Origin of the sequence: Bradyrhizobium centrosematis, from assembly GCF_045571495.1 — a bacterium.
Lineage (GTDB): Bacteria > Pseudomonadota > Alphaproteobacteria > Rhizobiales > Xanthobacteraceae > Bradyrhizobium > Bradyrhizobium centrosematis.
This window is the reverse complement of record NZ_CP120703.1, coordinates 5,022,430-5,047,293: the sequence shown is the minus strand read 5'-3', so window position 1 is coordinate 5,047,293 and position 24,864 is coordinate 5,022,430. Positions and strand designations below refer to the sequence as shown.

19 protein-coding genes are annotated in these 24,864 nt (G+C 64.4%); 9 read left to right on the top strand and 10 right to left on the bottom strand.

The genetic code is table 11. From position 1 onward, the window contains the following. Nucleotides 1-57 precede the first annotated feature (57 nt). The 5 genes from P6U31_RS24230 to P6U31_RS24210 all read left to right on the top strand — a co-directional run bounded on the left by P6U31_RS24230 (nucleotide 58) and on the right by P6U31_RS24210 (nucleotide 5,809). Nucleotides 58-804, top strand: coding sequence for a TSUP family transporter (locus tag P6U31_RS24230; protein ID WP_407184283.1), 747 nt, complete (start codon nucleotides 58-60; stop codon nucleotides 802-804). A 14-nt stretch (nucleotides 805-818) separates the two neighbouring features. Beyond that, nucleotides 819-1,718: a YncE family protein gene (locus P6U31_RS24225; RefSeq protein ID WP_407184282.1), complete on the top strand. Its 900-nt coding sequence runs from the start codon at nucleotides 819-821 to the stop codon at nucleotides 1,716-1,718. 150 nt (nucleotides 1,719-1,868) lie between these two features. After that, on the top strand, nucleotides 1,869-2,462 hold the full coding sequence (locus P6U31_RS24220) for a hypothetical protein (RefSeq protein ID WP_407184281.1): 594 nt from the start codon (nucleotides 1,869-1,871) through the stop codon (nucleotides 2,460-2,462). Between the two features lie 20 nt (nucleotides 2,463-2,482). Then, entirely contained in the window at nucleotides 2,483-2,983 is a 501-nt protein-coding gene (locus P6U31_RS24215; protein ID WP_407189933.1) for a GlcG/HbpS family heme-binding protein, read from the top strand. 633 nt (nucleotides 2,984-3,616) lie between these two features. Next, nucleotides 3,617-5,809 carry a family 16 glycoside hydrolase gene (locus tag P6U31_RS24210; protein WP_407184280.1) on the top strand — a complete coding sequence of 731 codons (2,193 nt, stop codon included), beginning with the start codon at nucleotides 3,617-3,619 and terminating at the stop codon, nucleotides 5,807-5,809. 266 nt (nucleotides 5,810-6,075) lie between these two features. Here P6U31_RS24210 and P6U31_RS24205 read toward each other — a convergent pair whose 3' ends face one another. The 3 genes from P6U31_RS24205 to P6U31_RS24195 are packed head-to-tail and all read right to left on the bottom strand — an operon-like array spanning nucleotide 6,076 to nucleotide 9,533. Next, complete coding sequence (locus tag P6U31_RS24205; RefSeq protein WP_407184279.1) at nucleotides 6,076-6,660, bottom strand: DUF1254 domain-containing protein; 585 nt, start codon at nucleotides 6,658-6,660, stop codon at nucleotides 6,076-6,078. Next, nucleotides 6,657-7,235: a DUF1214 domain-containing protein gene (locus P6U31_RS24200; protein ID WP_128924701.1), complete on the bottom strand. Its 579-nt coding sequence runs from the start codon at nucleotides 7,233-7,235 to the stop codon at nucleotides 6,657-6,659. Before P6U31_RS24200 ends, P6U31_RS24205 begins: the two co-directional genes overlap by 4 nt. A 9-nt stretch (nucleotides 7,236-7,244) precedes the next feature. Continuing rightward, nucleotides 7,245-9,533 (bottom strand): transglycosylase domain-containing protein, encoded by a 2,289-nt coding sequence (locus P6U31_RS24195; protein ID WP_407184278.1) that lies wholly within the window; start codon nucleotides 9,531-9,533, stop codon nucleotides 7,245-7,247. 293 nt (nucleotides 9,534-9,826) lie between these two features. On the opposite strand from P6U31_RS24195, the gene P6U31_RS24190 reads away from it, so the two are divergent. Both P6U31_RS24190 and P6U31_RS24185 read left to right on the top strand, forming a co-directional pair. Further along, nucleotides 9,827-10,342 carry a YcgN family cysteine cluster protein gene (locus P6U31_RS24190; RefSeq protein ID WP_407184277.1) on the top strand — a complete coding sequence of 172 codons (516 nt, stop codon included), beginning with the start codon at nucleotides 9,827-9,829 and terminating at the stop codon, nucleotides 10,340-10,342. A 155-nt stretch (nucleotides 10,343-10,497) separates the two neighbouring features. After that, entirely contained in the window at nucleotides 10,498-12,081 is a 1,584-nt protein-coding gene (locus P6U31_RS24185; protein WP_407184276.1) for an MDR family MFS transporter, read from the top strand. Nucleotides 12,082-12,084: 3 nt separating this feature from the next. On the opposite strand, the gene P6U31_RS24180 is transcribed toward P6U31_RS24185, so the two are convergent. The 7 genes from P6U31_RS24180 to P6U31_RS24150 form a co-directional block, all read right to left on the bottom strand. Next, nucleotides 12,085-14,583 carry a GAF domain-containing protein gene (locus P6U31_RS24180; protein ID WP_407184275.1) on the bottom strand — a complete coding sequence of 833 codons (2,499 nt, stop codon included), beginning with the start codon at nucleotides 14,581-14,583 and terminating at the stop codon, nucleotides 12,085-12,087. A 421-nt stretch (nucleotides 14,584-15,004) separates the two neighbouring features. Beyond that, nucleotides 15,005-16,639 (bottom strand): thiamine pyrophosphate-requiring protein, encoded by a 1,635-nt coding sequence (locus P6U31_RS24175; protein WP_407184274.1) that lies wholly within the window; start codon nucleotides 16,637-16,639, stop codon nucleotides 15,005-15,007. Nucleotides 16,640-16,749: 110 nt separating this feature from the next. Beyond that, nucleotides 16,750-19,533, bottom strand: a complete 2,784-nt coding sequence (locus P6U31_RS24170; RefSeq protein WP_407184273.1) for an ATP-binding protein — start codon at nucleotides 19,531-19,533, stop codon at nucleotides 16,750-16,752. Between the two features lie 294 nt (nucleotides 19,534-19,827). Continuing rightward, nucleotides 19,828-20,250: a putative quinol monooxygenase gene (locus tag P6U31_RS24165; protein WP_407184272.1), complete on the bottom strand. Its 423-nt coding sequence runs from the start codon at nucleotides 20,248-20,250 to the stop codon at nucleotides 19,828-19,830. 74 nt (nucleotides 20,251-20,324) lie between these two features. Further along, nucleotides 20,325-21,173: a VOC family protein gene (locus P6U31_RS24160; RefSeq protein ID WP_407184271.1), complete on the bottom strand. Its 849-nt coding sequence runs from the start codon at nucleotides 21,171-21,173 to the stop codon at nucleotides 20,325-20,327. 46 nt (nucleotides 21,174-21,219) lie between these two features. Continuing rightward, the gene (locus P6U31_RS24155) at nucleotides 21,220-22,233 is read right to left on the bottom strand and encodes an aldo/keto reductase (protein ID WP_407184270.1); all 1,014 of its coding nucleotides are present in this window, start codon (nucleotides 22,231-22,233) and stop codon (nucleotides 21,220-21,222) included. A 48-nt stretch (nucleotides 22,234-22,281) separates the two neighbouring features. Further along, the gene (locus P6U31_RS24150; RefSeq protein WP_407184269.1) at nucleotides 22,282-23,022 is read right to left on the bottom strand and encodes an alpha/beta fold hydrolase; all 741 of its coding nucleotides are present in this window, start codon (nucleotides 23,020-23,022) and stop codon (nucleotides 22,282-22,284) included. A gap of 358 nt (nucleotides 23,023-23,380) precedes the next feature. Here P6U31_RS24150 and P6U31_RS24145 point away from each other — a divergent pair, with 358 nt between their 5' ends. Continuing rightward, on the top strand, nucleotides 23,381-24,316 hold the full coding sequence (locus tag P6U31_RS24145; RefSeq protein ID WP_407189932.1) for a helix-turn-helix domain-containing protein: 936 nt from the start codon (nucleotides 23,381-23,383) through the stop codon (nucleotides 24,314-24,316). Between the two features lie 82 nt (nucleotides 24,317-24,398). Beyond that, nucleotides 24,399-24,863 (top strand): (2Fe-2S)-binding protein, encoded by a 465-nt coding sequence (locus P6U31_RS24140; protein WP_407184268.1) that lies wholly within the window; start codon nucleotides 24,399-24,401, stop codon nucleotides 24,861-24,863. Nucleotide 24,864 lies beyond the last annotated feature (1 nt).

Genomic DNA, 24,864 nt, shown 5'->3' with positions numbered 1-24,864 from the left:
CCCGTGAGATGGAATCCCATCCAAGCGCTCGCCACTTCGTTGAGGGGAAACGATCCTATGGATGGACTTGTCTTCACTATCTTTGCTCTTGCCGCCCTTGCCGGCGGTTTCGTCAGCGGCTTCTCGGGCTTTGCGATGGGTCTGGTGGTTTCCGGTGTCTGGCTGCACATCATCACGCCGATCCAGACCGCCACTCTGATCGGCGGATACGGTCTGCTCACCCAGGGCTACGGCATGTACAAGCTGCGACATGTGCTGGATCTGCGCAAGGCCTGGCCGCTCGCGCTGGGAACCGTCATCGGCATTCCGATAGGCGTTGCAATCCTCGCCTATCTCGATCCTGCCTATCTCCGGTTCGGCGTCGGGATGCTGTTGATGATATACGCGATCTATGGTCTGGCGCGCCCGGTGTTCGTGCCCATGAAAATCAGCCCCGGAGCAGACGTCGTGATCGGCATCTCGAATGGGATGCTTGGCGGGCTGACCGGGCTTGGCGGCATCATCTCCACCATATCGTGCCAGTGGCGAGGTTGGCCGAAGGATGTGCAGCGGGCCGTCTTTCAGCCGGTGTTGTTCGTTGCCTTCCTCGTCATCTCCCTGTCGCAGGCGGCGGCCGGCACCATCACCAGAGAAACACTGACACTATATGCGCTGGGTGTTCCCTTCATGGTCGCCGGCCTTTGGTCCGGTTTCAGACTGTTCGGCAAGATCGACGACGAGACCTTCCGCAAGGCCGTTCTGACCCTGCTGCTGTTCGCTGGGCTCTCGCTGATCGTGTCGACGCTGCCCTTCTCCTCCCGCTGATCCACGAGGGCATCATGTCACTGCCGAGCCTGGGCGTCATCGCCATCCCGAACGGCCTGCACAGCGATTTCGATCATGCCGCGTTCGATCCGAGGACGCGGCGGGTCTTCATTGCGCATACGGCGCGCGATTGCCTCGAGGTGATCGATCACGATCGCCAGGCGCACATCGCGACGCTGCCTGGTTTCCCCGCGGTTGCCGGAGCGGTGGCCGATGACGGCGAAATCCTCACGACCAATCGCGGCGCCGCGACGGTCACCTGGCTGGACGCTGCGACCTACGACATCAAGGGAGTGTTCCCGTCCGGACCACGTCCGAATGGAGCGGCGATCGTGAAGCGGAGGGGGATCGGCATCGTCGCCTGTATCGGCGATGGGCGACAAGGGCCAACGCTGCAGGTCATCGACCTGAAGCACATCACTCAGCGCGCGATCGACCTGCCGGGGCGGCCGCGCTGGTGCGTCACCGATGCAGATGGGGAGAGGATCTTCGTCTGCATTCGCGAGCCTTCGATGATTCTGACCGCCCGGCTGCCGGATCTCGGAGAGATCGTGCACTGGCCGCTGCCGTCCGGCGGCGCGCACGGACTGGACATTGATCACGCGCGCGATCGGCTTTACGCCGCCTGCGACGACGGCGACCTGGTTGAGGTCGACAGCACCTCCGGCAAGGTCACGAATGTCTGGTCGATCGCGGGTCCGCCCGATGTGACGTTCTTCAATCCAGCCACTGCCCGCGTTCACGTGGCGATCGGTGAGCCCGGTGTGATTGACACGATCAATCCGCGGACGGGCGATCGACTCCAGACGCCAACGGGCGCCGGCGCTCACACCACGGCCATCGTCGCACCGAACCGGCTTTACGCAATCTCACCCGCCCATGGGGGCCTTCTGGTCCTCTGTGATGAGGGCTGAGCGGGAATGCCAAGCCGTACCTGATGGACTGAAATGCTGATGATAGGACGATCGATCATGTGCATAGCCGCAACCTGCCCGTCCCGATCTTCTGCATGGATGCCGCTTGTCCTGGCATCGATTCTGACTTTGATATTGGGAGGAAACGCCATGGCCGAGACCGTGAATTTTGACGACGCTGCTGCCGGGCTGTCGCCGCAAGGATGGAATCTCGGGATGACCGGAAAGGGAGAACCGAAATGGACCGTGGAGGCCGAACCTACGGCGCCAAGCCAGCCGAACGTCCTCAAGCAATCCGGACGGGCGACCTTTCCGGTGGCCATCAAGAACGGTACCGCCATTCGTGACGGATTCGTCGAGGTCAAATTCAAGGCCGTCGCCGGGTCTGAGGATCGCGCCGCGGGGATCATCTGGCGAGCGAGGGATGCCGAGAATTACTACGTCGTCCGGGCCAACGCGCTGGAAGACAATGTCGTGCTCTACAAGACCATCAAGGGCGTTCGAACCTCGCTGGAGATTGTCGGCCGGAAGGGAGGCTACGGCGTCAACACGGCCGTGGCATCCGGGCAATGGCACACACTGCGCTGCGATTTCGCAGCAAGCCGGTTCAAGGTGACCTATGATGGAAAGAGGTTATTCGAGGTGGAGGACACCACCATTTCGAACGCCGGCATGATTGGCTTGTGGACCAAGGCGGATAGCGTGACCTTGTTCGATGATCTGACATATGGTGAGGCCAAATAGGCGTTGCCCTGGAGATTGTGATGTCTGTTCGATGTCTGGCGGTTGCGATCGTCCTGCTGGCCGCGTCCATCCGCCCAGGGCGGGCGGAAGAAGCTCTCGTTACCTACAAATCGCTGAGCCCGGAGCTGGCGTTCGACCTCGCGCGCGCCGCATTGGACAGCTGCCGTGGCCGCGGATATCAGGTCGCGGTCGCCGTCGTCGATCGCTTCGGCGTCACGCAAGTGGTGCTGCGCGATCGCTTTGCGGGACCGCACACGCCGTTGACCGCATCCGGCAAAGCGTGGACCGCCGTGTCGTTCAAGACAAGCACCACCGATCTGAATGCGATCAGCCAGCCCGGCATGATGCAGGCGGGCATTCGTCATCTGCCCGGTACGGTCATCATCGGAGGAGGACTGATCATCGAAGCGGGCGGCTCGTTGGTCGGCGCGGTCGGCGTCTCCGGCGCTCCGGGTGGTGACGCAGACGAAGCGTGCGCGAAAGCGGGGATCGAGGCCATGCGTGACAGGTTGGAGTTCTGAGAGCGAACGTTAAGGTCCCGGCTGAACTGACTTTGAACGTTTGCGCCAGCTTGCAGGCCGCCGCTATTCGCGGAAATGGTTGGGCGCGCCGCGCGCGCAGGGCGAGGTGCGACGGAGGCGAAATCGCTCCATATGCGATTGTCTATCCTTTGGTGCCTTCGTCTCAAGTATGATCGCGGCTTTCGTGCGCTGTCCACGCGGCGACCGCGCGGAAGTTCGGCCTCGCCGTGTGAACCGGATCATACAATCGGCCACAGGTTGCTCCTAAGTTTCCGATCGCAGCACCGGCGGAGCAGATTTTTTCGGCGACTCTCGTTTGCCTTTGAGAAGAAGGTCCTCTGGCGTCGTCCCGATTGAACCTCGCGCGCCCGACCGGACGTCGCGCTGCAGCCTTAACGCCTCGAAAGGAGCTCTCCGATGCTGACCTTTCTGCGAAATGATCCCTCCGTTCCGGTCGACATCCAGGACACCGAGTTCACGCGTGATCTGCTCGGCAGATACGTGTGCAGCACATACGACGAAGCGGTGAATAATGGCGGCAGGCCTTTCGATGTCGTCGTCATCGGCGCAGGCATGTTCGGCGCGTATGCCGCGAGCAAGATCTATCGCGCCGGCGCCGACCAGAATCTGCGTGTGCTCCTGCTCGACGCGGGAGGATATCTTGCCCCGACGCACCTGCAAAACCTGCCGCATCTCGGCTTGAATGCGCCGGATACCGCGCTGGTCACGCGCAATGACCTGGATCCGGGCACGCGCAACGGTGTCTGGGGCATTCCCTGGCACAGCAACGAGCCATTCACCGGGCTTGCCTACTGTCCGGGAGGCCGCTCGCTGTTCTGGGGAGGCTGGTCGCCGCGGCTGATGCCGGCCGACCTCGATGCATGGCCCAAAGACGCGCGCGATTTTCTGAACACGAACTACCCTGACGTGGAACGCGAGATCGGCGTGCAGGACAAGGCCGATTATCTGTCGGGCCCGCTCAACACGGCGATCAATGCAGAGTTGCAAGCGGTTGCGGCTGGCACGAATGCGATCCTGCCTGAGGTGAGCTTGGACATCGTCGAAGAAGCTCCGATCGCGGTGCAGGCGAACTCGCCGGGCCCCGGGTTGTTCTCGTTCGACAAGTTCAGCAGCGGACCCATGCTGCTTGAAAGTATCCGCGACGACATCGCCAGGCGCTGGACCTCGAACGACAACTCGAGGCGACGCTTCTTCCTCGTTCCGCGCTGCCATGTGATCCGGCTCCAGAACAACGGCGGCAGGATCACCGGCATCGATCTCACCTACAACGGACAGTTTCGATCACTTTCCGCTCCCGTCAATCTCAGTCCCGATTGTCAGATCGTTTTGGCGGCGGGCACGATCGAATCGACGCGGCTGGCCCTCGAGTCGTTTCCGATCAGTCGTGGCGCGTACAGCATGGGTGCCAATTTTATGGCGCATCTGCGCACCAATCTCACCGTGCGCGTCAGGCGCAGCGCGCTCGGGCTCGGTGCGTCCACGACGCTCGAACAGGGCGGCGCGATCGTGCGTGGCGAGATCAAGAACCCCGACGGAAGCAAAAGGCGCTATCATTTTCAGGTGCTCGCCTCGGCCGAGAAGGGATCAAATCCGGAAGCGACGATGTGGACGATGGTGCCCGATATCGACCTCTTGCGGAACCTGCTGTCGAACGAGGATCCGGACTGGGTGGCGATCGTCTTCCGCGGCCTTGGAGAGATGGATGGCGACAAACGGGCGCGACCGGGCAGCACGACGAGCTTTGTGAACCTCACGAATGGAGCCGATCCGCTTCAAGGCGATGGCTTGAGCGCTCGCGCGTGGGTCCAGTTCGCGCCGACGCCGAACGATTACGCGGCATGGCGCAAGCTCGCCACCTCCGCGGTCGAGCTGGCCGGGCGCCTTGGCAAGAGCGCGGGCGACGTCGAGTACTGGTACAACGGCGGCTGGCAAAGCGCGCCGCCAGCCGATCCTTTTGCCGCTACGAAGGACCAACTCGGCAACACTCATCACGAAGCGGGGACGCTGTGGATGGGCGATGATCCAGCGACGTCGATCACGGGCCCGACGGGACGTTTCCATCATGTTTCCAACGCCTACGTTGCGGGCCCTGCCTTATTCCCCACGGTCGGATCGGCGAATCCGTCCTTGACGGGCCTGGCGCTCGCGCGTCAGATCAGCGTTGCCGTCGTCGAGGCCCTGAAGCCGGCGCCTTTGCCACGTTCCAAGCTGCTCTACGCCGGCAGTCTCGCGGACTGGCAGATGTCGGGTGCCGGAAGCTTCCTCCAGGTGTACGACATTCTCGAGTCCGTCGGCGGGCCCGGATTGCTGTGGTACACGCGCGAAAGCTTCTCCGACTTCGTGCTCGAGTTCGAATGGCAATACGCGAGCCGCACCGACAATTCCGGCGTTTTCATCCGCGTGCCCAATTTGAACAGCTCGACTCCGAATGACTGGATGGCGGCAATCGACCAGAGCTACGAAATTCAGATCGATCCGCGTGGGTACAATTCCGAAGCGAAGAAGGAGAACGATCCTCTGCGAAGCACCGGTGCGATCTACAATATCAATGCGCCGACTCGCACCGACATCGAGAAGGGTCCGTGGCAGTGGAACACGTTCGTCATCGAGGCGATCGGTAACCGCATCAAGGTGACGCTGAACGACGTGCTCGTGAACGATTTCACCGACGCGAAGCCACGCTCTCTTCGCGGTCATATCGCGCTACAAAACCATCACGACGGCTCGAAGGTGCAGTTCCGCAACATTCGCATCAAATCGGTGGTGCCAGGGGTCACCGAATTGCCCGTCGCGAGGGTCGCCTAGATCGATAGCCCGGCATCGCATCTGCGATCGTCCTGGAGCAGATCAGGTGTCGGGCGGCGCGCATCCCGTGCGCATACCCTTCGACGTTGTCATTGTGCCGGTGGTTTGCCCGACACGTCAAAGCGGACCAGACGTCGCGCGGACCGGGCTGTCACCGTCGCGGTGGCGAAATCCCGGGGTGAAAATGCGATAGACATCAGTAGCTTGGCTACTGTGCATGGGGTTGTTTTCGCAAATTTTGTTTGGCGCTGCCTTAACAACCGCGCTCAGCGCCGTCCGCGCGGCGCCTCTGCCTTCGCCGGCGGCTCGGTCTGGGGCGCGCAGGTCGCAGCCTGAAGCGTCGCCTGCGCCTGTGGCATCAGGCCGGGCTCGGGGGCGAGCGCCTTCATCAGGATCAGGCCGGTGGTGGTCGGGGAGTCGATGATCAGGCGGTCGGCCGCGGTGACCTCTTCGTCCTCGGGCAGCTCGTTGTGCTGCGCTTCCGTCATCAGATCGAGCTCGATCACCTTGCGGCCCGCGGAGCGGTCGTTGATGGCGTAATAGGCGATCTCGTTGCGGGTGTAGAACGACACGGACGTATAGGCCTGGCTCACCGGCACGGTCAGCTTGAGCGGCCCGTTCGTCAGATCATAGCGGCAGATCGCGAGCGCGAAGGCCGGGTCCATGAACGGCATCGGCGAGGTCTGCGGATCGGCGAGGGGAAGCTGGGTGACGGCGTTCACCTTCGTCATCGGCGTCAGCCGCGAATAGGCGTCCTGCGTCGCGATCCGCGGCAGCGCCAGCACGCTGACGAGATGGACGACGAGGCCCAGCACGATGCCGGCAACGATGGTGAAGGCGAGGCGGATCATGAGCAGCCCACCGTCGAGATGCTGGGCATCGGCGCGTCGCGCTGGGTGCGCGTCGCGACGCCGACGGGGGTGTCGTAGAGGCGCAGCATCAGGGCGTAGCGCTCGATGCCGCCGGTCGGCAGCCAGTTGCCGGCGCGCGAGCGCGAGGCGATGCGGATCTCGAACGAGCCGTCGGACTGGCGCACGATCTCCTGGCTGGTGAAGCCGTAGCGGGCGAGCGAATTGGCGACGAGGTGGCCCTTGCGGTCGTAGAGCGTCAACGTCCAGAACCGCGCCGGCGGCGTCACGCCGGAGACGATCACGTCGCAGCGGCCGTCGAGCGCCTTCTTCTTGTCGTCGGTGGTGGCGGTGAAGGCGACGCCGTCGCCGGTGCCGATCGGCAGCTCGCCGTTGCGCACGATGGTGGCGCGCGAATAGGGATCGACGTCGGCGGTGCCGGTGCGCGGCCTCGCGGTCCAGGCGCCGATGGTGAGCGCACCGATCTCGGTGCCGCGCGTCGTCGTCATCCAGGTCGCACCCAAGCCGACCGCGGTGGCGAGCAGAAGGGCCGTCAATGTGATCAGGATCAGCCGCACGGGTTTCGATCAGTTCTTGCGCGGGGCGGAGGCGTTGGCGTTCTCTTCCGCATAGTTCTGCGGGAAGGCGAGCGCGCTCGTCGCCGGGGACGGCTTGGCCGGCATGGCGTCGGCATCCGCCGATTTCTTTGCAGTCTTGGCCGCGTCATCGAGCAGCTTCTCGACCCGCACCAGGATGTCGGCGCCGCGCTTGGTCAGCACCGGCGGCGGACCCGGCTTGGTCTCCAGCACCTTCGGCGCCGCGTTGGCCTGGGCGTTGGCGACATGCTGCGGCGGCAGCTTCTGGCCCATGCCGATGCCGGGGATTTCCCGGACCTCGACGCCCTGATGCGCCGCGACCATGATGTCGTGCCAGGTTTGCGCCGGCAGCGAGCCGCCGGTCATGCGGTTGGTCGGCGAATAGTCGTCGTTGCCGTACCAGACCGCGCAGGTGAAATTCCCGGTGTAGCCGACGAACCAGGCGTCGCGATACGCGTTGGTCGTGCCGGTCTTGCCCGCGGTCGGAATGCCGTCGAGCGCTGCACGGCGTGCGGTGCCTTCGCTGACGACGTGGCTCATCATGCCCGCCATGTCGGCGGCAACGGAGGCAGGGATCGCCTGCCGTGGCTTCGGGCCGTCGCGGTCCCAGCGCCAGACGAGGTCGCCCGCACCGGTGCGCACCTCCAGCACCGAATGCGGCGTCACCGCCTTGCCGCGGTTGGGGAAGGTCGCGTAGGCGACCGCGTGCTCGAGCACGGTGACTTCGTCCGAGCCGATCGGCAGCGACGGCGTGTCGGGCAGCGGCGCCTTGAGGCCGAAGCGGCGCGCGACTTCCACGATCTTGGCGCGGCCGATCTTGGCCGGGTTCGGCGCCTTCGGCTGCTCCTTCTGGCCGATCGCGATCGACAGCTTCACCGGCACCACGTTGATCGAGCGCGTGATCGCCTGGGTCAGCGTCACCGAGCCGGAATAGGAATGGCCATAGTTCTGCGGGCACCAATTGCCGATGCAGACCGGGCCGTCGACCACGATCGAGTTCGGCGTGAAGCCATTCAACAGCGCGGTGGTGTAGACGTAAGGCTTGAACGAGGAGCCGGGCTGGCGGTAGGCGTCGGTGGCGCGATTGAACTGGCTGGCGCCGTAGTCGCGGCCGCCGACCATGGCGCGGATGCCGCCGTCGAGATCGGCGACCACGGTCGCCGCCTGCGTCGCATGATAGTCGCGGCCGAACTGGCGCAGCTGGTTTTCGATCGCGTCTTCCGCGGCCTTCTGCACGTTGGTGTCGATGGCGAGGCGGACCACGAAGACGCGCTCGGTGTACGACTTCGGGAAGGTATCGACCAGCTTGCGCATCTCGTCGAAGGCGTAGTCGAGATAGTAGTTCGGCGACGCCTCGTCGCGGCGGTCGACCGCGAAGGCCGGGTTGCGGCGGGCGCCGAACACCTGGCCCTCGGTCATGAAGCCGGCGTCGACCAGGTTGTCGAGCACGACGTTGGCGCGGGCGCGGGCGGCGGGCAGGTTGATGTGGGGGGCGTATTTGGTCGGCGCCTTGAACAGGCCGGCGAGCATCGCCGCTTCGGCCAGCGTCACGTCGCGCGCGGATTTGTTGAAGTAGAAATGCGCCGCGCCGTCGACGCCGAAGGTGCCGCCGCCCATATAGGCGCGGTCCAGATAGAGCTTGAGGATCTCGTTCTTGGTCAGGCGCCATTCCAGCCAGACCGCAAGGAAAGCCTCGTTGACCTTGCGCTCGATGGTGCGCTCGTTGCTCAGGAACAGGTTCTTGGCGAGCTGCTGGGTGATCGAGGAGCCGCCCTGGCGGACGCCGCCGGCTTGCGCGTTGGTGACGAGCGCGCGCGCGGTGCCGGCGATGTCGATGCCGAAATGCTCGTAGAAGCGGCGGTCCTCGGTGGCCAGCGTCGCCTTGATCAACACGTCAGGAAAATCTTCCAGCGGGATCGAGTCGTTGTGCTTGATGCCGCGGCTGCCGATCGGGTTGCCGTAGCGGTCGAGGAAGGTCACTGCGAGATCGGACTTCTTCAGCCAGTCCTCGTCCGCGGTCTCACGGAAGGCGGGAATGGCGAGGGTGAGCATCACGACCAGGCCGCCGAGCCCGAGGGTGGCGGCCTCCGACAGCGGCTCGATGAACACCCAGCGCTTCCAGCGCCCGACATAGAACCGATCCATGAAGGTCGAGTAGCGCTCGTAGAGCTCGCGGATGCCCTTGGCCGAGGAGAACAGCGAGGAGTCGATGCGTGCATCGAGATCCAGGAAGAAATTCCGGACCCTCTGCTTCCAATGCGGTGGTATGATCTGGCGCACCTAGAACCCTTGAGGCTCGCTTCGAAAGCGTTCAAGCACCCGGCCGGGGCGGCATCGAGACGTCTTGGGGGAATGTTGCGGCAAACCCAAGGCGCCCGGCCAGCATCCGAGGGACTTGCTGTTCCTTCTAGCCGAGCGGGGCCCATAAACCAATGGTCACGCTCGCGATTTTGAACAACAGGCCTAATTGACCCCGGTTCATTACGGGCCGTTTGGGCGGGTTGCTTGCACCACCACGGCCGCACGCCCTAGATGACGTTAGCCGTAGCTCTTTCGAATCTTTGTTGAGGCGCATGACCGCAGCTCCCAAACGACCTTCAGGCCAGGAAGGATTCTTCTGGAAAACCAAGACGTTGGAAGAGATGTCGGCGGCCGAGTGGGAAAGCCTGTGCGACGGCTGCGGACGCTGCTGCCTGAACAAGCTCGAGGACGAGGACACCGGGCATATCTATTTCACCCATATCGGCTGCAAGTTGCTCGATGGAGCGAGCTGCGCCTGCAAGGACTATCCGAATCGGTCCGACAAGGTTCCGGACTGCGTCCGCCTGTCGCCTGCCAATGTCCGCACCCTGAACTGGCTGCCGCCGAGTTGCGGCTACAAGCTCGTCGCCGAGGGGCGCGATCTCTATTGGTGGCATCCCCTGGTCTCCGGTGATCCCAACACCGTGCACGACGCCGGCGTCTCCGTGCGCGGACGGGTCGAGGGCAGCGAGGAGGAGATCCCGGACGAGGAGCTCGAGAACCATATCGTGCAATGGCCGGCGACCTTGCCGAAGCGGGCCCGCCTGAAACGACGTCCGAAGGACTGAGCCGCCCTCGCAGCCGATCAATTGTTCGGGATGGCCCGGGGGTGGGATGCACCCATGCGCCGCGGTGCCTGCCTGGGAAGATCTTTGCTGTCTACATTCGGTTGCATAGAACGAATCCTTTGCGGCGTTGCGCCGCCTCACGACGTCCGAGCGAGATGAACAAGTTCGACCGGCAGAGCAGTTCTGCCGACATCCAGGCGTTGCCCGACGACATCGCCGAAGAGCTGTCCCGGCTTCCGAGCGAGGTCATCAGCGTCGATGACGCCCCGTCCATCGCGCCGCCGGCGCCGCTGACCTCCGACGAGGTCCGCACCATCGTGATCAGCCTGATGCTGACGATGTTCCTGGCGGCACTCGACCAGACCATCGTGGCCACCGCGCTGCCGACCATCGGACGCCAGTTCCAGGACGTCTCCAATCTCTCCTGGGTCATCACCGCCTATCTGCTCGCCTCGACCGCCGTCGCGCCGGTGTTCGGCACGCTCAGCGACATCTACGGCCGCAAGGCCATGATCATCACGTCGCTCAGCCTGTTCGTGGCGGGCTCGGTGCTGTGCGCGATCGCGCCGAACATGCCGATGCTGATCCTGGCTCGCGGTCTGCAGGGGCTCGGCGGCGGCGGCATCATGCCCGTCGTGCAAACCGTGATCTCGGATGTCGTCTCCCCGCGCGAGCGCGGCCAGTACCAGGCCTATTTCTCCAGCGTCTGGATGGTCGGCGGCATCTTGGGCCCGGTCATCGGCGGCGTGTTCGCCGAGCATCTGCACTGGTCGATGATCTTCTGGATCAATCTGCCGCTCGCGGCCGCGGCGATCGCGCTGTTGCTGCCGAAGATGAAGAAGATCCCGGTGTTCCACCGCAAGCGCAAGGTCGACTGGCTCGGCGGCGTCCTGCTGATGGCCTCCGCGGTCGTCTTCATGCTGGTGCTGACCTGGGGCGGCACGCGTTACGCCTGGCTGTCGCCAACCGTGCTGGCGATGGTGGGCGGCGCGGTCGCGCTCGCGGTGACCTTCGTGTGGCACGCCCGGCGAGCCGATGAGCCGTTCCTGCCGCTGCCGTTGTTGACGGGATCGGTGGCGCCGTTCGCGCTGACGGCCGGCGGCTGCGGACTCGGGGCGATCACCGGCCTCACCGTGCAGCTCCCGCTCTATTACGAGCAGGTCTACCATCTCAGCGCCAGCGAGGCGGGACTTGCGCTGATCCCGCTCGCCGCGGTCTCGACCTGCGGCGCGGCGATTGCCGGCCGCACCATGGCGCGCGCCAAGCACTACAAGCGCGTCGCCATCATCGGCACCTCCTGGGCTGCGCTGTGCGGCCTCGGCCTCACGCTCACCACCTTGCCGCTCTGGGGGCTGTTGACCCTGATGGCGGCATTCGCACTCGGGCTCGGCACCACCTTTCCGGTTTGCGTGGTCTCGCTGCAGAACTCGGTGGCGCGCCCGCAGGTCGGCACCATCACCGGCGCGATGAACTTCTTCCGCTCGCTGATGTCTTCGTTCACGGTCGCCGCGTTCGCGGCGATCCTGCTCATTGCGCTGGGCATCGACGTTCCGCTCGCCGGCGAGCACCACGCCGCAGGCAGCGTCGCGATTCCCGCTGAGGACATGCGGCACGCCTTTCGCTACGTGTTCGGCGCCGCCACCGCGCTGATGACCACCGCCGCGCTGTGCCTGATCGCGATGGAGGAGCGGCCGCTGGCCGGCCCCTCGGCGAAGCAGCCCGTCGAGATGGCGGAGTAGGGCTCAGCCCGCACCATCCGGGAAGCTGATCGTCCGCGGCAGCAGAATCGTGAATTCGGTGAACTCGCCAGGCTTGGTCGCGACCTCGATCGTGCCGCCATGCTGCTTCACCACGATGTCGTGGCTCATCGACAGTCCGAGGCCGGTGCCTTCACCGGCCGGCTTGGTGGTGAAGAACGGATTGAACATCTTCTCCTTTACCTCGTCCGGGATGCCGGTGCCGTTGTCGCGAATGCGGATCTCGATGTGATCGCCGCGGTCGCGGGTCGTGGCGGTCACGACCGGCACATAACCCGTCGCCTCGTTCTCCGCCTTGCGCTTGGCGACGGCATGGAATCCGTTCGAGATCAGGTTCAGCAGCACCCGCGTGATCTCCTGCGGAAACACGTCGGCCGAGCCCGCGGCCGGATCGAGATCGCGTTCGAGCGTGACGTCGAACTGTGGCCTCTCCGCCCGTGCGCCATGATAGGCGAGGTTGAGGCTTTCCTCGACCACCGCATTGATGTCACTCAGGCGATGCTCGCCGCCGCCCTCGCGCGAATGCAGCAGCATGTTCTTGACGATGGAATCGGCGCGCCGGCCGTGCTGCACGATCTTGCCGAGATTGTCCTTCAGGAGCCCGGTGAGCTCGTCGACCTCCGCGCGAACGTCGGCTGCGAGCGTGACCGGCGCAAGCACCTCGTTGAGCTCGTCGGTCAATTCGGCGGAGAGCGAGGCGAAATTGTTGACGAAGTTGAGCGGATTCTTGATCTCATGCGCGATGCCGGCGGTGAGCTGGCCGAGGGAGGCGAGCTTTTCGGTCTGCACCAGCCGGTCCTGGGCTGCGCGCAAATCGTCGAGCGATTTGGCAAGCTCCCGTGTGCGGTCCTGCACCTCGTTGAACAGGCGCGTATTCTCGACCGCGATCACGGCCTGATCGGCGAAGGTCTTGAGCAGGTTGATCGCCTTGTCCGGAAAATGACCGGGCTCCCGCCGCGTGACGGCGATGGTGCCGATCGCCACGCCGTCGCGCAGCATCGGCACCACGAGGATGCTGCGATAGCCCCGCGTCCGCGCCAGCTCCTTCATCGCCTCGGTGAGGTCGGGCTCGCTCTGCATGTCGCTGCGGAAGGCATATTCTCCGCTTCGGGCCACCCGGCTGTGAATGCCTGACGCGGACAGCGGCGTCGGGAAGGAACTGAGCAGGCCGGCATTGCCTGCTTCGTTGTCGGTGGTGAAGGCGGCCAGATGCAGCATGCCGCCGATGACGCGGGTGACGGTGGAGGAATGCCCGCCGATCAGCGCCTTGGCGCTGTCGGAGATCGCCTGGAACACCGGCGTGACGTCGGCAGGCGAGGCCGCGATCACCTTGAGGATGTCGGCGGTCGCGGTCTGACGCTCCAGCGCCTCCCGCGTCGCATTGAACAGGCTGACATTCTTGATCGCGATCACGGCCTGGTCGGCGAAGGTCTGCAGCAGCCGCACGTGATGTTCGGCGAACGCACCGGTCGCCCGGCGCGTGGCGATGATGATGCCGATGGCCTCGCCCTCGCTCATCAGCGGCGCGAACAGCATGCTGCGATAGCCGCGAGCACGCGCAATATCGCGCGCGGCGGGCTCGAGCTCGGTGTCGGGCAGTTGCGCGGCCGCGCCCTTGGCGACGAGCTGATAGGGCGGAAACTGCGCGAACGGCACCGGGAACGAGGCCTGCAGCACGCGATCGCCGGCCGGGTCAGTCGGGGTGAACGCGGCAAGATGCGCGGCGCCGTCGACATAGCGCAGCACGGCGGTGGAGAAGCCGCCGATCAGCCGATTGGCATTGGCGGCGATCGCGTCGAACACCGGCTGCACGTCGGATGGTGAGGCGGCCATGACCTTCAGGATGTCCGCCGTGGCGGTCTGGCGCTCCAGGGCGTCGCGCGTCTCGTTGAACAGGCGTGCATTCTCGATCGCGATCACGGCCTGGTCGGCAAAAGTCTGGAGCAGCTGCACGAGATCGGGCGCGAACGCGCCTGTTACGGCACGGGTGACGCTGATCATGCCGACCGGCGTGCCGCGGTTCATCAGCGGCATGAACAGCACGCTGCGGAAGCCGCGCAGCCGCGCCAGATTCCGGTTCAGCTCTGGGACGTCGGCAGCCTCGGTATCGGGAAACTGGATGGTCTCGCCGTCGCGCACGAGGGCAAAGGTCGGGAAGTCCGCGATCTTGCGCGGGAAGGACGCCTTCAGCCCTTCATCCGCCTCCGGACTGGTGGGCGTGAACGCCACGAGGTGCAGCTCGTCGCCGATGAATTGAAGCACGGTGGCGGAGAAGCCGTCGAGCAGGCGCATGGAGCTGGACGCAATCGCCGCGAACACCGGCCGTGCATCGGAGGGCGAAGCTGCGATCGTGTGCAAGATCTCCGCGCTGGCATTCTGGCGATCGCGCGCAACCGCCAGCGCGCTGCGCAGCTGCGCGTTCTCGGCTGCGACCGACTGCAATCGGCGCTCGAGTTCCTCGATTTCGTGGGAAGAGGTGGTCATTTCTCATCCGGCTCGATGCCACGACAGGCGTGACACCTCGGCGGATTATCACATCTTCCGCGACCGGTGCCAGCGTCGGCGGCGTCATTGAATCGAGATGAGCTGATCGATACGACAAAGCGGGCGCCGGGGTTCACCTCTCCCCGCTGGGGCAGGGCTATCGCATATGAGTGCGGTTGCTGTGGCGCATCCTTCGAGACGCCCGCCTTTGGCGGGACCTCAGGATGAGAACGGAGTGCGCGGCAGCACTTTCAACGGACACCGATACAGTTCAGCCTCATCCAGAGGAGACTGCGAAGCGGACGTCTCGAAGGAGACCCGCTTGCTTGGGCCCCGCCACAAAGCCAGATGCGATAGCCCTGCCCGCTGGGGAGAGGTGGACGACGGCGCAAGCCGTTGGACTCCATCGATGACGCCCGTCTCACGTGCCGGGCCGCGACACCTCCGTCTCCTTGCTGGTGATGAACTCCAGCAGCACCGGGATGCCTTCCCTTGTCTTCTGAATGCCGCGCTTGATCGCGGGGATGATGTCCTCCGGTCGCGTCACCCGCTCACCATAGCCGCCGAAGGCGCGCGCCATTGCGGCATAGTCGCCGGAAATGTCGGTCGAGCGATATTTCTCGGTCGAGACCGGCATCACCTTCAACTCGATCGCCATCGAGAAATTGTTGAGCAGGATCGACATGATCGGGATGCGCTCGCGCACCGCGGTCTCGAAATCCATGCCCGTGAAGCCGATGGCCGCATCGCCCCAGACATTGATGCAGAGCTTGTCGGGTTTCGCCAGTTTCGCGCCCATGGCAAGGCCGAGGCCGTAGCCGAGCTGCGTCGTCTTGCCCCAGCCGAGATAGGTGAGGGGGTTTGTCGATTTCCAGAACGGCGAGAGCTGGTCGCGCGGGCTGCCGGCATCGTGGGTGATGATGGTGTTGTCGATGTCGACGGTGTGCTGCAAGTCCCACAGCACGCGATAGGGGCTGAGCGGCGCCTCATTGCTGGTGAGTTTGGGCATCCATTTGGCCAGCCACTCCTTGTGCGAAGCGGCGATCTCGGCTGCGACGGCGGATGCATCCCGGTCCGCGCTGACCGTCTTGCCGATCTCCTCCAGCAGTGCATCCAGCACGAGGCCGGCGTCGCCGACCAGGCCGATCTTGGCCTCGACATCCTTGTTGAGATGGTTGGGATCGAGCGTGGAATGGATGATGGTCTTGCCCTTCGGCATCGCGATGCCGAAATTCGTTTCCGTGAACGAGCAGCCGATGCCGAAGATGACGTCGGCCTCGCTAAGGAATTTCGGCACCGCGCGCGGCACCGCGAGGCCGCCCGAGCCGAGCGAGAGCGGATGGGTTTCCGGAAACGACGATTTGCCGCCGAGGCTGGTGGTGACGGGGATTGCCAGCCGCTCGGCGAGCCGTTTCAGCTGCGGCCAGGCCTGCGCGTAATGCACGCCCTGGCCGGCATAGATTACCGGCCGTTTTGCATTCACAAGCAGGCTTGCGGCCTCCTTCACATGCACGGGGTCGGCGCCGTAGCGGGTGCGCAGCACCGGCGTGTAGTCGAGTGGCTCCGGCACCTCCTCGTTCCACATGTCCGAGGGGATCTCGACGATCACGGGACCGCCGCGGCCGTTCTTCAGCTTGGTGAAGGCGCGGCGGAAGATGTTGGCGACTTCAGCCGCCAGGATGATCGGCTCGGAGGATTTCGCGAAGGGCTTCATCGCCTCGCTGGAATTGAAGTTCGGCTCGATATGCGCAAGCCGGCGCTGATAGCCCATCGGCAGCACCAGCACGGGAACGGATTCGCCAAAACACTGCGCGACGCCGCCCATCGCGTTCTCCGCGCCCGGTCCGTGCTGCATGCAGAACGCGCCGATCGAGAGCCCCGACGTCACGCGCGAGATCGCGTCCGCCATGTGGATGCCGACGCGCTCCTGCCGCACCATCACGGGACGGATCTCGGCTTTGGCCGCATGCTCGATCAGATGGTTGACCGGATAGCCGCAGAGGATCTCGATGCCCTCGCGCCTCATGATTTCCGCAATGGCGGTGCCGAGCTTCATGGCGTCTCTCTCCCCTTAAGGCTTGACCGGTTGATCCGGCCGGTTGGGCAGAGAGGATCAGGAATCCCGCGAAGCGTAAAGCGCGAGCGGCGAGTGCGGCGGTAGGCCAGCTATGCACCGCGAGCGTGCGCCGGCTCCGGCTGGCGAGAGTGGCCGCGGCCGAACGTCGCCCGCCCCACGGGCTGCAGCAGGCGCCTGGCAGCAACGAGATCGGGCGTTTCGAAGCCTTCGGTGAAATCGTCATAGATCGGGGCGAGCAGTCGGATGGCCTTCGGCCTGCGACCGGTCTCGATCCAGTGTGCTGCGAGATCGGTGGCGATCCGCAACTGGAATGTCATGGCGCCTATGGCGCGCGCTTCCGAAAGCGCCTGCTGCAGCCGCTTTTCGGCGCGCAGCGGCTCGCCGGCGCGGAAGAGGACCGATGCCTCGACGCGTTGAAGTTCGGAACGGCACCAGCGCTCTCCCTGGCGTTCCTGATGGCCGATGGCCCGCGCGACGGTCTCGTGCGCTTCCGCGATCCGCCCTTGCCGCAAAAGGGCGCGGACGAGGACGGCGAGATAACTGCCGATCCGCATCAGGAATCGGCATTCGATCAGTTCATCGATCGCGGCTCGAATATCCTCCACCGCGCGTGGATCGCCGCGCAGGTCGCGAAGGCAGGCGGAAAAATAGCGCTCGACCGGAACCCAGCGCGAGATGCGCTCGCGTTGCAGGTTACGACGCAGGCGTTCGGTGAAGCTTTCGAGTCCATCCAGATCGCCGGTTTCGAGCGCAACAGGAAGTGCGGCGAGCCCAAGTGCATTCGACTGCGACACCCAATGGCCACTGCGATCCGCGGCATCGACGGCGTCGCGGGCCAGCCTCGCCGCGTAATCGGCTTGTCCTTGCATCCACGCTACGAAGGGCAGGTTGAAACGGACGGTGATGAACCGGTAGACCTCGTTCGCATCCTTGCGCGAGCGGCCTTCGGCCAGCGAATAGGTTGCCGCAAGACGATCGAGAACGGGGCGGCTCTTGCCCAACTCGCCGGCAAAGGCGCGCGCCCAGGCCAGAGCCCGATCGGCCTCCGACGTTGCCGTCAAATCGCGGTCGCGGTCGGCTAGCTCCGTCGCTTCCTCGAGACAGATTATGGCGCGCGGAACTTGGCCGATCTGCAACAGGTAAAAGGCAAAGCCGACCAGCGCGCGCTGCTGATATTCTATGCTGCCGGCCCGCCTTGCAAAGGCGATTGCATCGAGCCAGGCGACCTCGTTCTCATTCGACATCTTGCGGGCGTAGAACAGGCTCCATCCGAGGGCGCAGGCGAGCTTTGCCTTCGACAGATCGTCGCACGCGATGGTCTTCGCCAAGGCGAGCGCCACCTCCAACCGTGTCTGCGCTTCCGACAGGATGGACGTCTCCGACCACAAGGTGATCGCCGCAACCGCCAGCCTGATTCCGAGGACAGCATCGCCTTCGGCGTTGAATGCCCATGAAAGAGCGGCCCGCAAGTCGGCGATGCGGCCAAGGTAGCGCTGGGTCCAATCGGCCGGCTCACGCCAATGCCACTCCTCCTCGGATCGCTCGAACAGCGCGAGGACACATTGCGCATGACGGAGGAGCGCGCGGTCGCAGGCGGGATCGGTCTGGCGTCGCTCGGCGGCATAGCGCCGCGTGCTGTCGAGCAGCCGATAACGAAGGCTCGCTCCGCCGGCCTGTGTGCCCAACAGCGACTTGGCGACGAGGCTACCGAGACTGGTGACGACGTCGACGGGGGTGAGCCCTGCCACCTCCGCAACGAAGACCGCATCCTCAGCTTCGAACGCGTCGCGGAACACCGATAGCAGGCCGAACAGCCTGGCCTCCTTTTGTGGCAGCAGCCGGAAGCTCCAGTCGATCGTCGCCATGAGGGTCTCGTGGCGCGGCGGGGCGCCCTCGGCGCTGGCGGCGCGAAAACCGAGGTTCTGATCGAGCAGCGCCACCAATTGGCGAGGATTGAACGTGCCGATCTGGGCTGCCGCCAATTCGATGGCCAGCGGAAGGCCGTCAAGCGAACGGCAGATCGAGCCGATGGCCTCGCAATCATCATCGACGAACCGATAGTCTGACCATTCGGCGGCGCGGCGGACGAACAGCTGCACCGCCGGGAATGCCACGGCCTGGTCGACGCTCAGGGTGCAGCCCGGTTTCGGTGAGGCCAGCGCGCCAAGCCGCACAATATGCTCGGTGGCCGTGCCGAGCGGTTCCCGGCTCGTCGCCAGCAGCCTGGATGGCGACGTGTCCGTCATGAGCTTGCCGGCGAAGATCGTGGCGGCGGGCAGCACATGCTCGCAATTGTCCAGGATGAGCAGCATCTGCCGCGACCTCAGAAAATCGAGGGCCGCAGCCAGGCCGTTGTCCGTATTGCCCCTGATGCCGAGTGCCGTCACCAGCGCCGCGCCGAACAGCGTCGGATCGGAGATCGCGGCGAGATCGACGAAGCAGACCCCGTCGCGGCACCGCGGCGCAAATGCTTGGGCGACTGCTACGGCAACCGTTGTCTTGCCGATCCCTCCCGCACCAACCAGGGTCACGTGCCTGTTGTCCGTCAACAGATCGGCGATGGCGACGATGTCCGCTTCACGACCAACGATGCCGCGCAACAATGGCAGCCTGGACGAGGGGACTGGATCGGTGAGCGCAAGATCGTCCCCGATTTCGCCGATGCTGATTTGAACGTCCGCGATGAACTTGTACCCGCGGCGCGCCACGGTCGCGATGTAGACGGGCTCGGTCTGGGTATCGCCCAGCGCGCGCCGCAAGCTCCACATGTTGACCTTGAGATTGCTGTCGTGGAGGAAGGTGCCCGGCCAGGCCGCCGCCATCAATTCAGTCTTGCTGACCAGCTCGCCCCGGCGCTGCACCAGCAGCTGCAAGAGCTCGAATGCCCGTCCGCCTAATTTGACGGGGCGTCCGTCGAGAAGCAGCAGCTGGCGGCGGGGAACCAGCCGAAAAGGGCCGAAACAGTATGTGAGTTCCTGTCGGCGTGTGCCCCGTTGCCGTGTCTCCGTGGCAGCCCGCATTGCTCATTGCCAATCGATCGATGAGATCGCTCTGCAATTATCATGCGCTGCAAGATTGTTGGAGTGAGCTGTTCTGAATTCGCACGATTGCGATGGGGTATTTGCCCGCAGGATGGCCGCGACAAAACCGCTCGCAGGTGGCGCCGGCTATTTCTTGGGAGCGCCAAGAACCGCCATGCGCATGACTTCGACGCCGCCATCGGCAAGTTCCGGAAGCTTGGCGAACCAGTTCTTCACATAAGGCGTGGCGTTGTGCGCGTCGAAATCGGCCTGGCTTGCGAACACCTCGTAGAAGATGAAATGGCCGGGTTTGGCGCGGTCTTCCTGGAGAAAATAGACGAGGTTCTTGGGATCGCCGCGAACCAGATCAACCAGCGGAAGCGTGGCCGCACGCAACGCGCCTTCCTTCCCTGGCTTGGCGCGCACCTGCGCCACCACCGAATAGGCGCCTTCCGGAATCTCCTGATAGCGCACGCGCGGGCCTTCCTGGGCCACGGACGGCGCCACCGTCATGGCCATCGCGGCGGCGAACAGCAGCGAACGATGCGAATTGCGGACGAGGATTTGCATGATGAAGTCTCTTACGTTGAGATCGTGGGTGCCTTGTCGGGCGACCAGCGGAAGCCGGTCGCCCGAGTCTGACGTCAGCGCACGATTGTCTGCTGCCGCTTTGCCAGGGCCTCGCTGAAACGCTTCTTGACCGGGCCGAGCGCCTTGACGAATTCGAGCTGTTCGCCCTCGGGCCCTTTGCAATAGATCAGCTCCCAGCCGTTCGAGGGTTCCGCGGTCACCCGATTGGTGTTGGCGCTCTCGGGCGCAGCCTTGCGGTCCGCTTCGGTCATGACACGGATGGTGCGGTTCGCTCTCACCTGCGTCATGCCGTGGCGCGCCGACTCGGCTTCGAGATCAGTGATGAACCTGTTGAAGTCGACGTCGTCGCGAACATAGAAGCAGATGTGCATCATGCGCGGAAACGCGGGACTCATGTGCTCCACCGGTTCGGCAAAGCTCTTCGCGCTGCCCATGGGCTGATCGGCCTCGCGATATTGCAGCAGCTCGAGCACCATGTTGTCGAACTGGATGAAGCGGACGTCGAGCCGCTGCGCTCCGCTTCTGAGGTCGGGAACGCCGATGGTTCGCGGATTGACCCCGCGTGCATTCGCCTCGATCTCCTGGTCGGCCAGCAGCGTGTTCTGCACCCCGTCGCCCTGGAAGTCTCCATGACGGAACACCTCCGTGCCGCCGAGCACCTCCGTGTAGAATCGATAGGCGCGCTCCATGTTCTGGACCGTCAGCCCGAAATGCTGGACACCCTGGAGCCGCGCGCCGAGCGGCGACTCGTTGAGTGCGGCTGACGCGCCGCCGCTGTCTCGCGTCGCGGCCCGCGTATCCGCCGCTGTCCCGGCAATGACGCCCGTGACCACGGCTGCGCCGGCGGTTTGCAGCAGGGTGCGGCGGCCCATCTCGGTCGTGTTGCCTGCTTCATCGGTCATGTCGTTCTCCTTGTCGTTTGATGGAACCTGCAGTGCTCTCGCGATCTCAATCGGCGGCGGGCAGCGGAGCTGCGGGATGGACGAGCCCTTCCGAACGGAGCTCGCGCCAGAAATCGGCGGGAACGGCTTCCTCGAGCGCGGCGCGATCCTCAGCGATGCGGCTCGGGCGGCTCGCACCGGGAATGACGGCCGCCACCACCGGATTGGCGAGCGCGAACTGCAGGCCGGCCGCCTTCATGCTGATTCCATAGCGGTCGGCGATCGCCTTGATCCGCGCCACCTTGTTGAGGATTTCCGGAGGTGCCGGGGCATACTCGAAGTTCGGGCCGCCGACGAGTGCGCCCGAACTGTAGGGGCCGCCGACGACGATCGCGAGCTCGTGTTCCGCCGCCATCGGCATCACGCGCTGAAGCGCTCTTGCATGGTCGAGCAAGGTGTAGCGGCCCGCGAGCAGGAAGCCGTCGGGGCGCGGCTCATCGAGCGCGAGCAGCAGCTCGATCGGCTCGACCCGGTTGACACCGAGTCCCCACGCCTTGATCACGCCCTCGTCACGCAGCCGGTCGAGCGCTTTGAACGCGCCCTTGCGCGCGCTTTCGAACACCGAGAGCCACTCGTCGCCGTAAAAGTCCTGCGCGACGTCATGCACGAAGACGATATCGACGTGGGAGGTCGCGAGCCGCTTCAGACTGTCCTCGATCGAGCGCAGTGTCGCGTCCCGCGAATAGTCGTTCACGATCCTGTTCGGGCGGCCGTATCGGAAGACGCCGCCCTTTTCGCCGAGATCGCGGGCACTGACATCCTCGATCTCGTCCAGGATCAGTCGCCCGACCTTGGTGCTGACGACGTAGTCACTGCGCGGCCGGCCAGCGAGCGCGGCGCCGATGCGGATCTCGGCAAGCCCTGCGCCGTAGAACGGCGCCGTATCGAAATAGCGGATGCCGTCGTCCCAGGCTGCATTCACCGTCGCGAGGGCTTCCTGCTCCGGGATGTCGCGGAACATGTTGCCGAGCGGCGCCGCGCCGAAACCCAGTTGTCCCGGCAGAATAGCCTTGAGGGCCATGTTGCGAGTCCTTCCTCTGTAACGGCGCCGACCATCGCGCGATCGATCTCAGTCGGTTGCAGAGGTGTCCGCACTTCTGATGAAGGCCGCGACCTCACGCGGATGCGCTAGCATCACCGCGTGGCTGCTCTTGATCTCCGTCACTTTCGCGCCCGATCGCTTGGCCATGCTGCGCAGTAGGCTCGGAGGGATAATGTGATCCTGCATCGTCACCATGTAATAGGTCGGCTTCGTCTTCCAGGCCACGCGCTCGACCTTGGTCTGGACCGCCTGCAATCCAAACGGCAACTGCGCCGCAGCCATGAAGCGGCTCGTGGCCGGGTCGACGCCGGCGGCGAAGGAGGTCGGGAATTTATCGCGCTCGACGAAAAGATAATTGCCCTCAGTGACCAAGGGACCCTTGTGCTCGCCGGGCGGCACGGGTGCTTCCGACAGCGTGCTGACCGACTCCCCGACATCGGGAGCATATGCCGCGAGATAGACCAGGCTACGAACCTTCGGATTGTCGCCGGCTTCCGTGATGACCATTCCACCATAGGAATGCCCGACCAGAATGACCGGATGCCGCGCCTTGGCGATCACGCGCTCGGTCTCCGCGACATCGTCACGAAGCGAGATCGTCGGCTGCTGGACCACGAGCACTTCATAACCCGCCTTCGAGAGAATGTCGTAGGTATCCTTCCAGCCCGATCCGTCGACGAAGGCGCCGTGGACGAGGACGATGGATACGGCCCTCTCGGCCGCGACGGCGGTGGTTGCCTTGGGCTGTTGCGATCGACAGCGCAGCAAGCGCAGAGATAAGCGGCTTCATATCAGGCTCCAATCATCGATGCGGCGGCATTGCCGTTGACGAGCCCACCACTAGCTCACGCCGGCACTGCGGTATTTCCGATTCCTGCGCGATGACCGACGCATCTTGCTCATCGCGGCGAGATCAGCGCTTCAAGATCATCGAACGCATGGTCCAAGTCTCTGGCTCGCTGCCGTTTTACCTCTTTTAACCGCGCAGCCTCTGGACTTCGCAATCGCCGCTTGTGAGAAATTCGCGGTCGGCGTGGCAGTGACCGCGGCTGTAACTCAGCACCAGACGCAATGCTCGCCGGCGATGCGGGGGCCGGGATTCGCCGCAACTGAAGCGGAGATCGTGATGGCGCTCGTGACGCATGGAGATCAGAAATATCAGAACAGCGAGAAGCTCGCGGCAGCCAGCGACTGGCCGGGGCTGGCCATCGAGCACCGCAAGTTCGAGGCGGGGCGCCAGGCGACACCCGTTCCCATCTGCACCGAACTCGTGATGCTGCTGTCAGGCGGAGGGATGGTCTGTCGCGCCGGCAACGGCGAAGTCCAGAAGAGCTTGGCGCGGCCGGGCATGAGCTACCTCGTCCCCGTAGGGACGCAGGAGAGTCATCTCGAACTTTCCGACCGGATGGAATGTCTTCATCTCTATCTTCCCCCGGCGCTGTTGGACCAGAGCGCTCTTGCGGATTTCGACATCGATCCGGCAAAGGTCGAGATCGCCTACGCCCACGGCCTCGCGGACCAGGTGCTCTTTCACATTTGCTCGCCGCTTCGCGACCTGCTGCATCGTCCGCGCCAGCCGACCGACGCGCTGTTCGTGGAGGGAATCCAGGTCGCGCTCGCCGCGCATCTTCTCGGCAATTATACGATCGACCGCTGGCGCGCGCCTGAAAAGGCGCCATCGCTCGATCCGCGACGCCTTCAGCGCGTGCTGGATTATATCGAGGCCTCTCTCGGCGACGATGTCAGGCTCGAGGATCTGGCGGCTCAGGCCTGCCTCAGTCCCTATCATTTTTCGCGATTGTTTCGCGAGGCGACCGGGCTGTCACCGCACCGTTACGTGACCGATCGCCGCGTCCAGGCGGCGCGGCACGAACTTGCGCGCGACCGCTTGTCCCTGGTCGAAATCGCCCTGGAGTGCGGTTTCGGCTCGCAGGCTAATTTCACGCGCGTGTTCCGCAAGGCCGCCAGTCTCACACCGGGACAGTATCGCGAATTGTGCTGCGGCCAGGCCGACGTGAAGAGCGATCCTTCCGATACGGCACTGCGCAGAGATTGCGCATGATTCCGCAGGAATCGGGAATACGGCTCGGCCTCTATCAGGCAGTGCTGTTGTGCCGACGAGATCCGCTAGGAGACATATCGATATGATCGAGCTCACGGTAAACGGGATCAAGCGTAGCGTCGACGTTGTTCCCGAGATGCCTCTGCTCTGGGTGCTGCGTGACGAACTCGGCATCACCAGTCCCAAATACGGCTGCGGTGTTGCGCAATGCGGCGCCTGCACCGTTCACATCGATGGCAAGGCGGTGCGCTCATGCCAGGCGCATATCGGCGAGGTCGCCGGCAAATCGGTCGTCACGCTCGAAGGGCTGGACAACAAGGAGCAGAACCCGGTCCTGCAGGCCTGGATCGAGCATCAGGTCCCGCAATGCGGCTACTGCCAGACCGGTCAGATCATGCAGACCATCTCGCTTCTTGCACGGATCTCCAAACCAACCGACGAGCAGATCAATCAGGTGATGTCGGGCAATCTCTGCCGCTGCGGGACCTATCCGCGCATTCGCGCGGCGATCCATGCGGCGGCGTCCAGGAAGATGGCGGAGAAGTGAG

Coding starts and splice junctions, on each gene's coding strand:
- P6U31_RS24230 (WP_407184283.1), top strand. CDS start 58: ATGGATGGACTTGTCTTCACTATCTTTGCTCTTGCCGCCCTTGCCGGC.
- P6U31_RS24225 (WP_407184282.1), top strand. CDS start 819: ATGTCACTGCCGAGCCTGGGCGTCATCGCCATCCCGAACGGCCTGCAC.
- P6U31_RS24220 (WP_407184281.1), top strand. CDS start 1,869: ATGGCCGAGACCGTGAATTTTGACGACGCTGCTGCCGGGCTGTCGCCG.
- P6U31_RS24215 (WP_407189933.1), top strand. CDS start 2,483: ATGTCTGTTCGATGTCTGGCGGTTGCGATCGTCCTGCTGGCCGCGTCC.
- P6U31_RS24205 (WP_407184279.1), bottom strand. CDS start 6,660: ATGATCCGCCTCGCCTTCACCATCGTTGCCGGCATCGTGCTGGGCCTC.
- P6U31_RS24190 (WP_407184277.1), top strand. CDS start 9,827: ATGACCGCAGCTCCCAAACGACCTTCAGGCCAGGAAGGATTCTTCTGG.
- P6U31_RS24185 (WP_407184276.1), top strand. CDS start 10,498: ATGAACAAGTTCGACCGGCAGAGCAGTTCTGCCGACATCCAGGCGTTG.
- P6U31_RS24180 (WP_407184275.1), bottom strand. CDS start 14,583: ATGACCACCTCTTCCCACGAAATCGAGGAACTCGAGCGCCGATTGCAG.
- P6U31_RS24175 (WP_407184274.1), bottom strand. CDS start 16,639: ATGAAGCTCGGCACCGCCATTGCGGAAATCATGAGGCGCGAGGGCATC.
- P6U31_RS24165 (WP_407184272.1), bottom strand. CDS start 20,250: ATGCAAATCCTCGTCCGCAATTCGCATCGTTCGCTGCTGTTCGCCGCC.
- P6U31_RS24160 (WP_407184271.1), bottom strand. CDS start 21,173: ATGACCGATGAAGCAGGCAACACGACCGAGATGGGCCGCCGCACCCTG.
- P6U31_RS24155 (WP_407184270.1), bottom strand. CDS start 22,233: ATGGCCCTCAAGGCTATTCTGCCGGGACAACTGGGTTTCGGCGCGGCG.
- P6U31_RS24145 (WP_407189932.1), top strand. CDS start 23,381: ATGGCGCTCGTGACGCATGGAGATCAGAAATATCAGAACAGCGAGAAG.
- P6U31_RS24140 (WP_407184268.1), top strand. CDS start 24,399: ATGATCGAGCTCACGGTAAACGGGATCAAGCGTAGCGTCGACGTTGTT.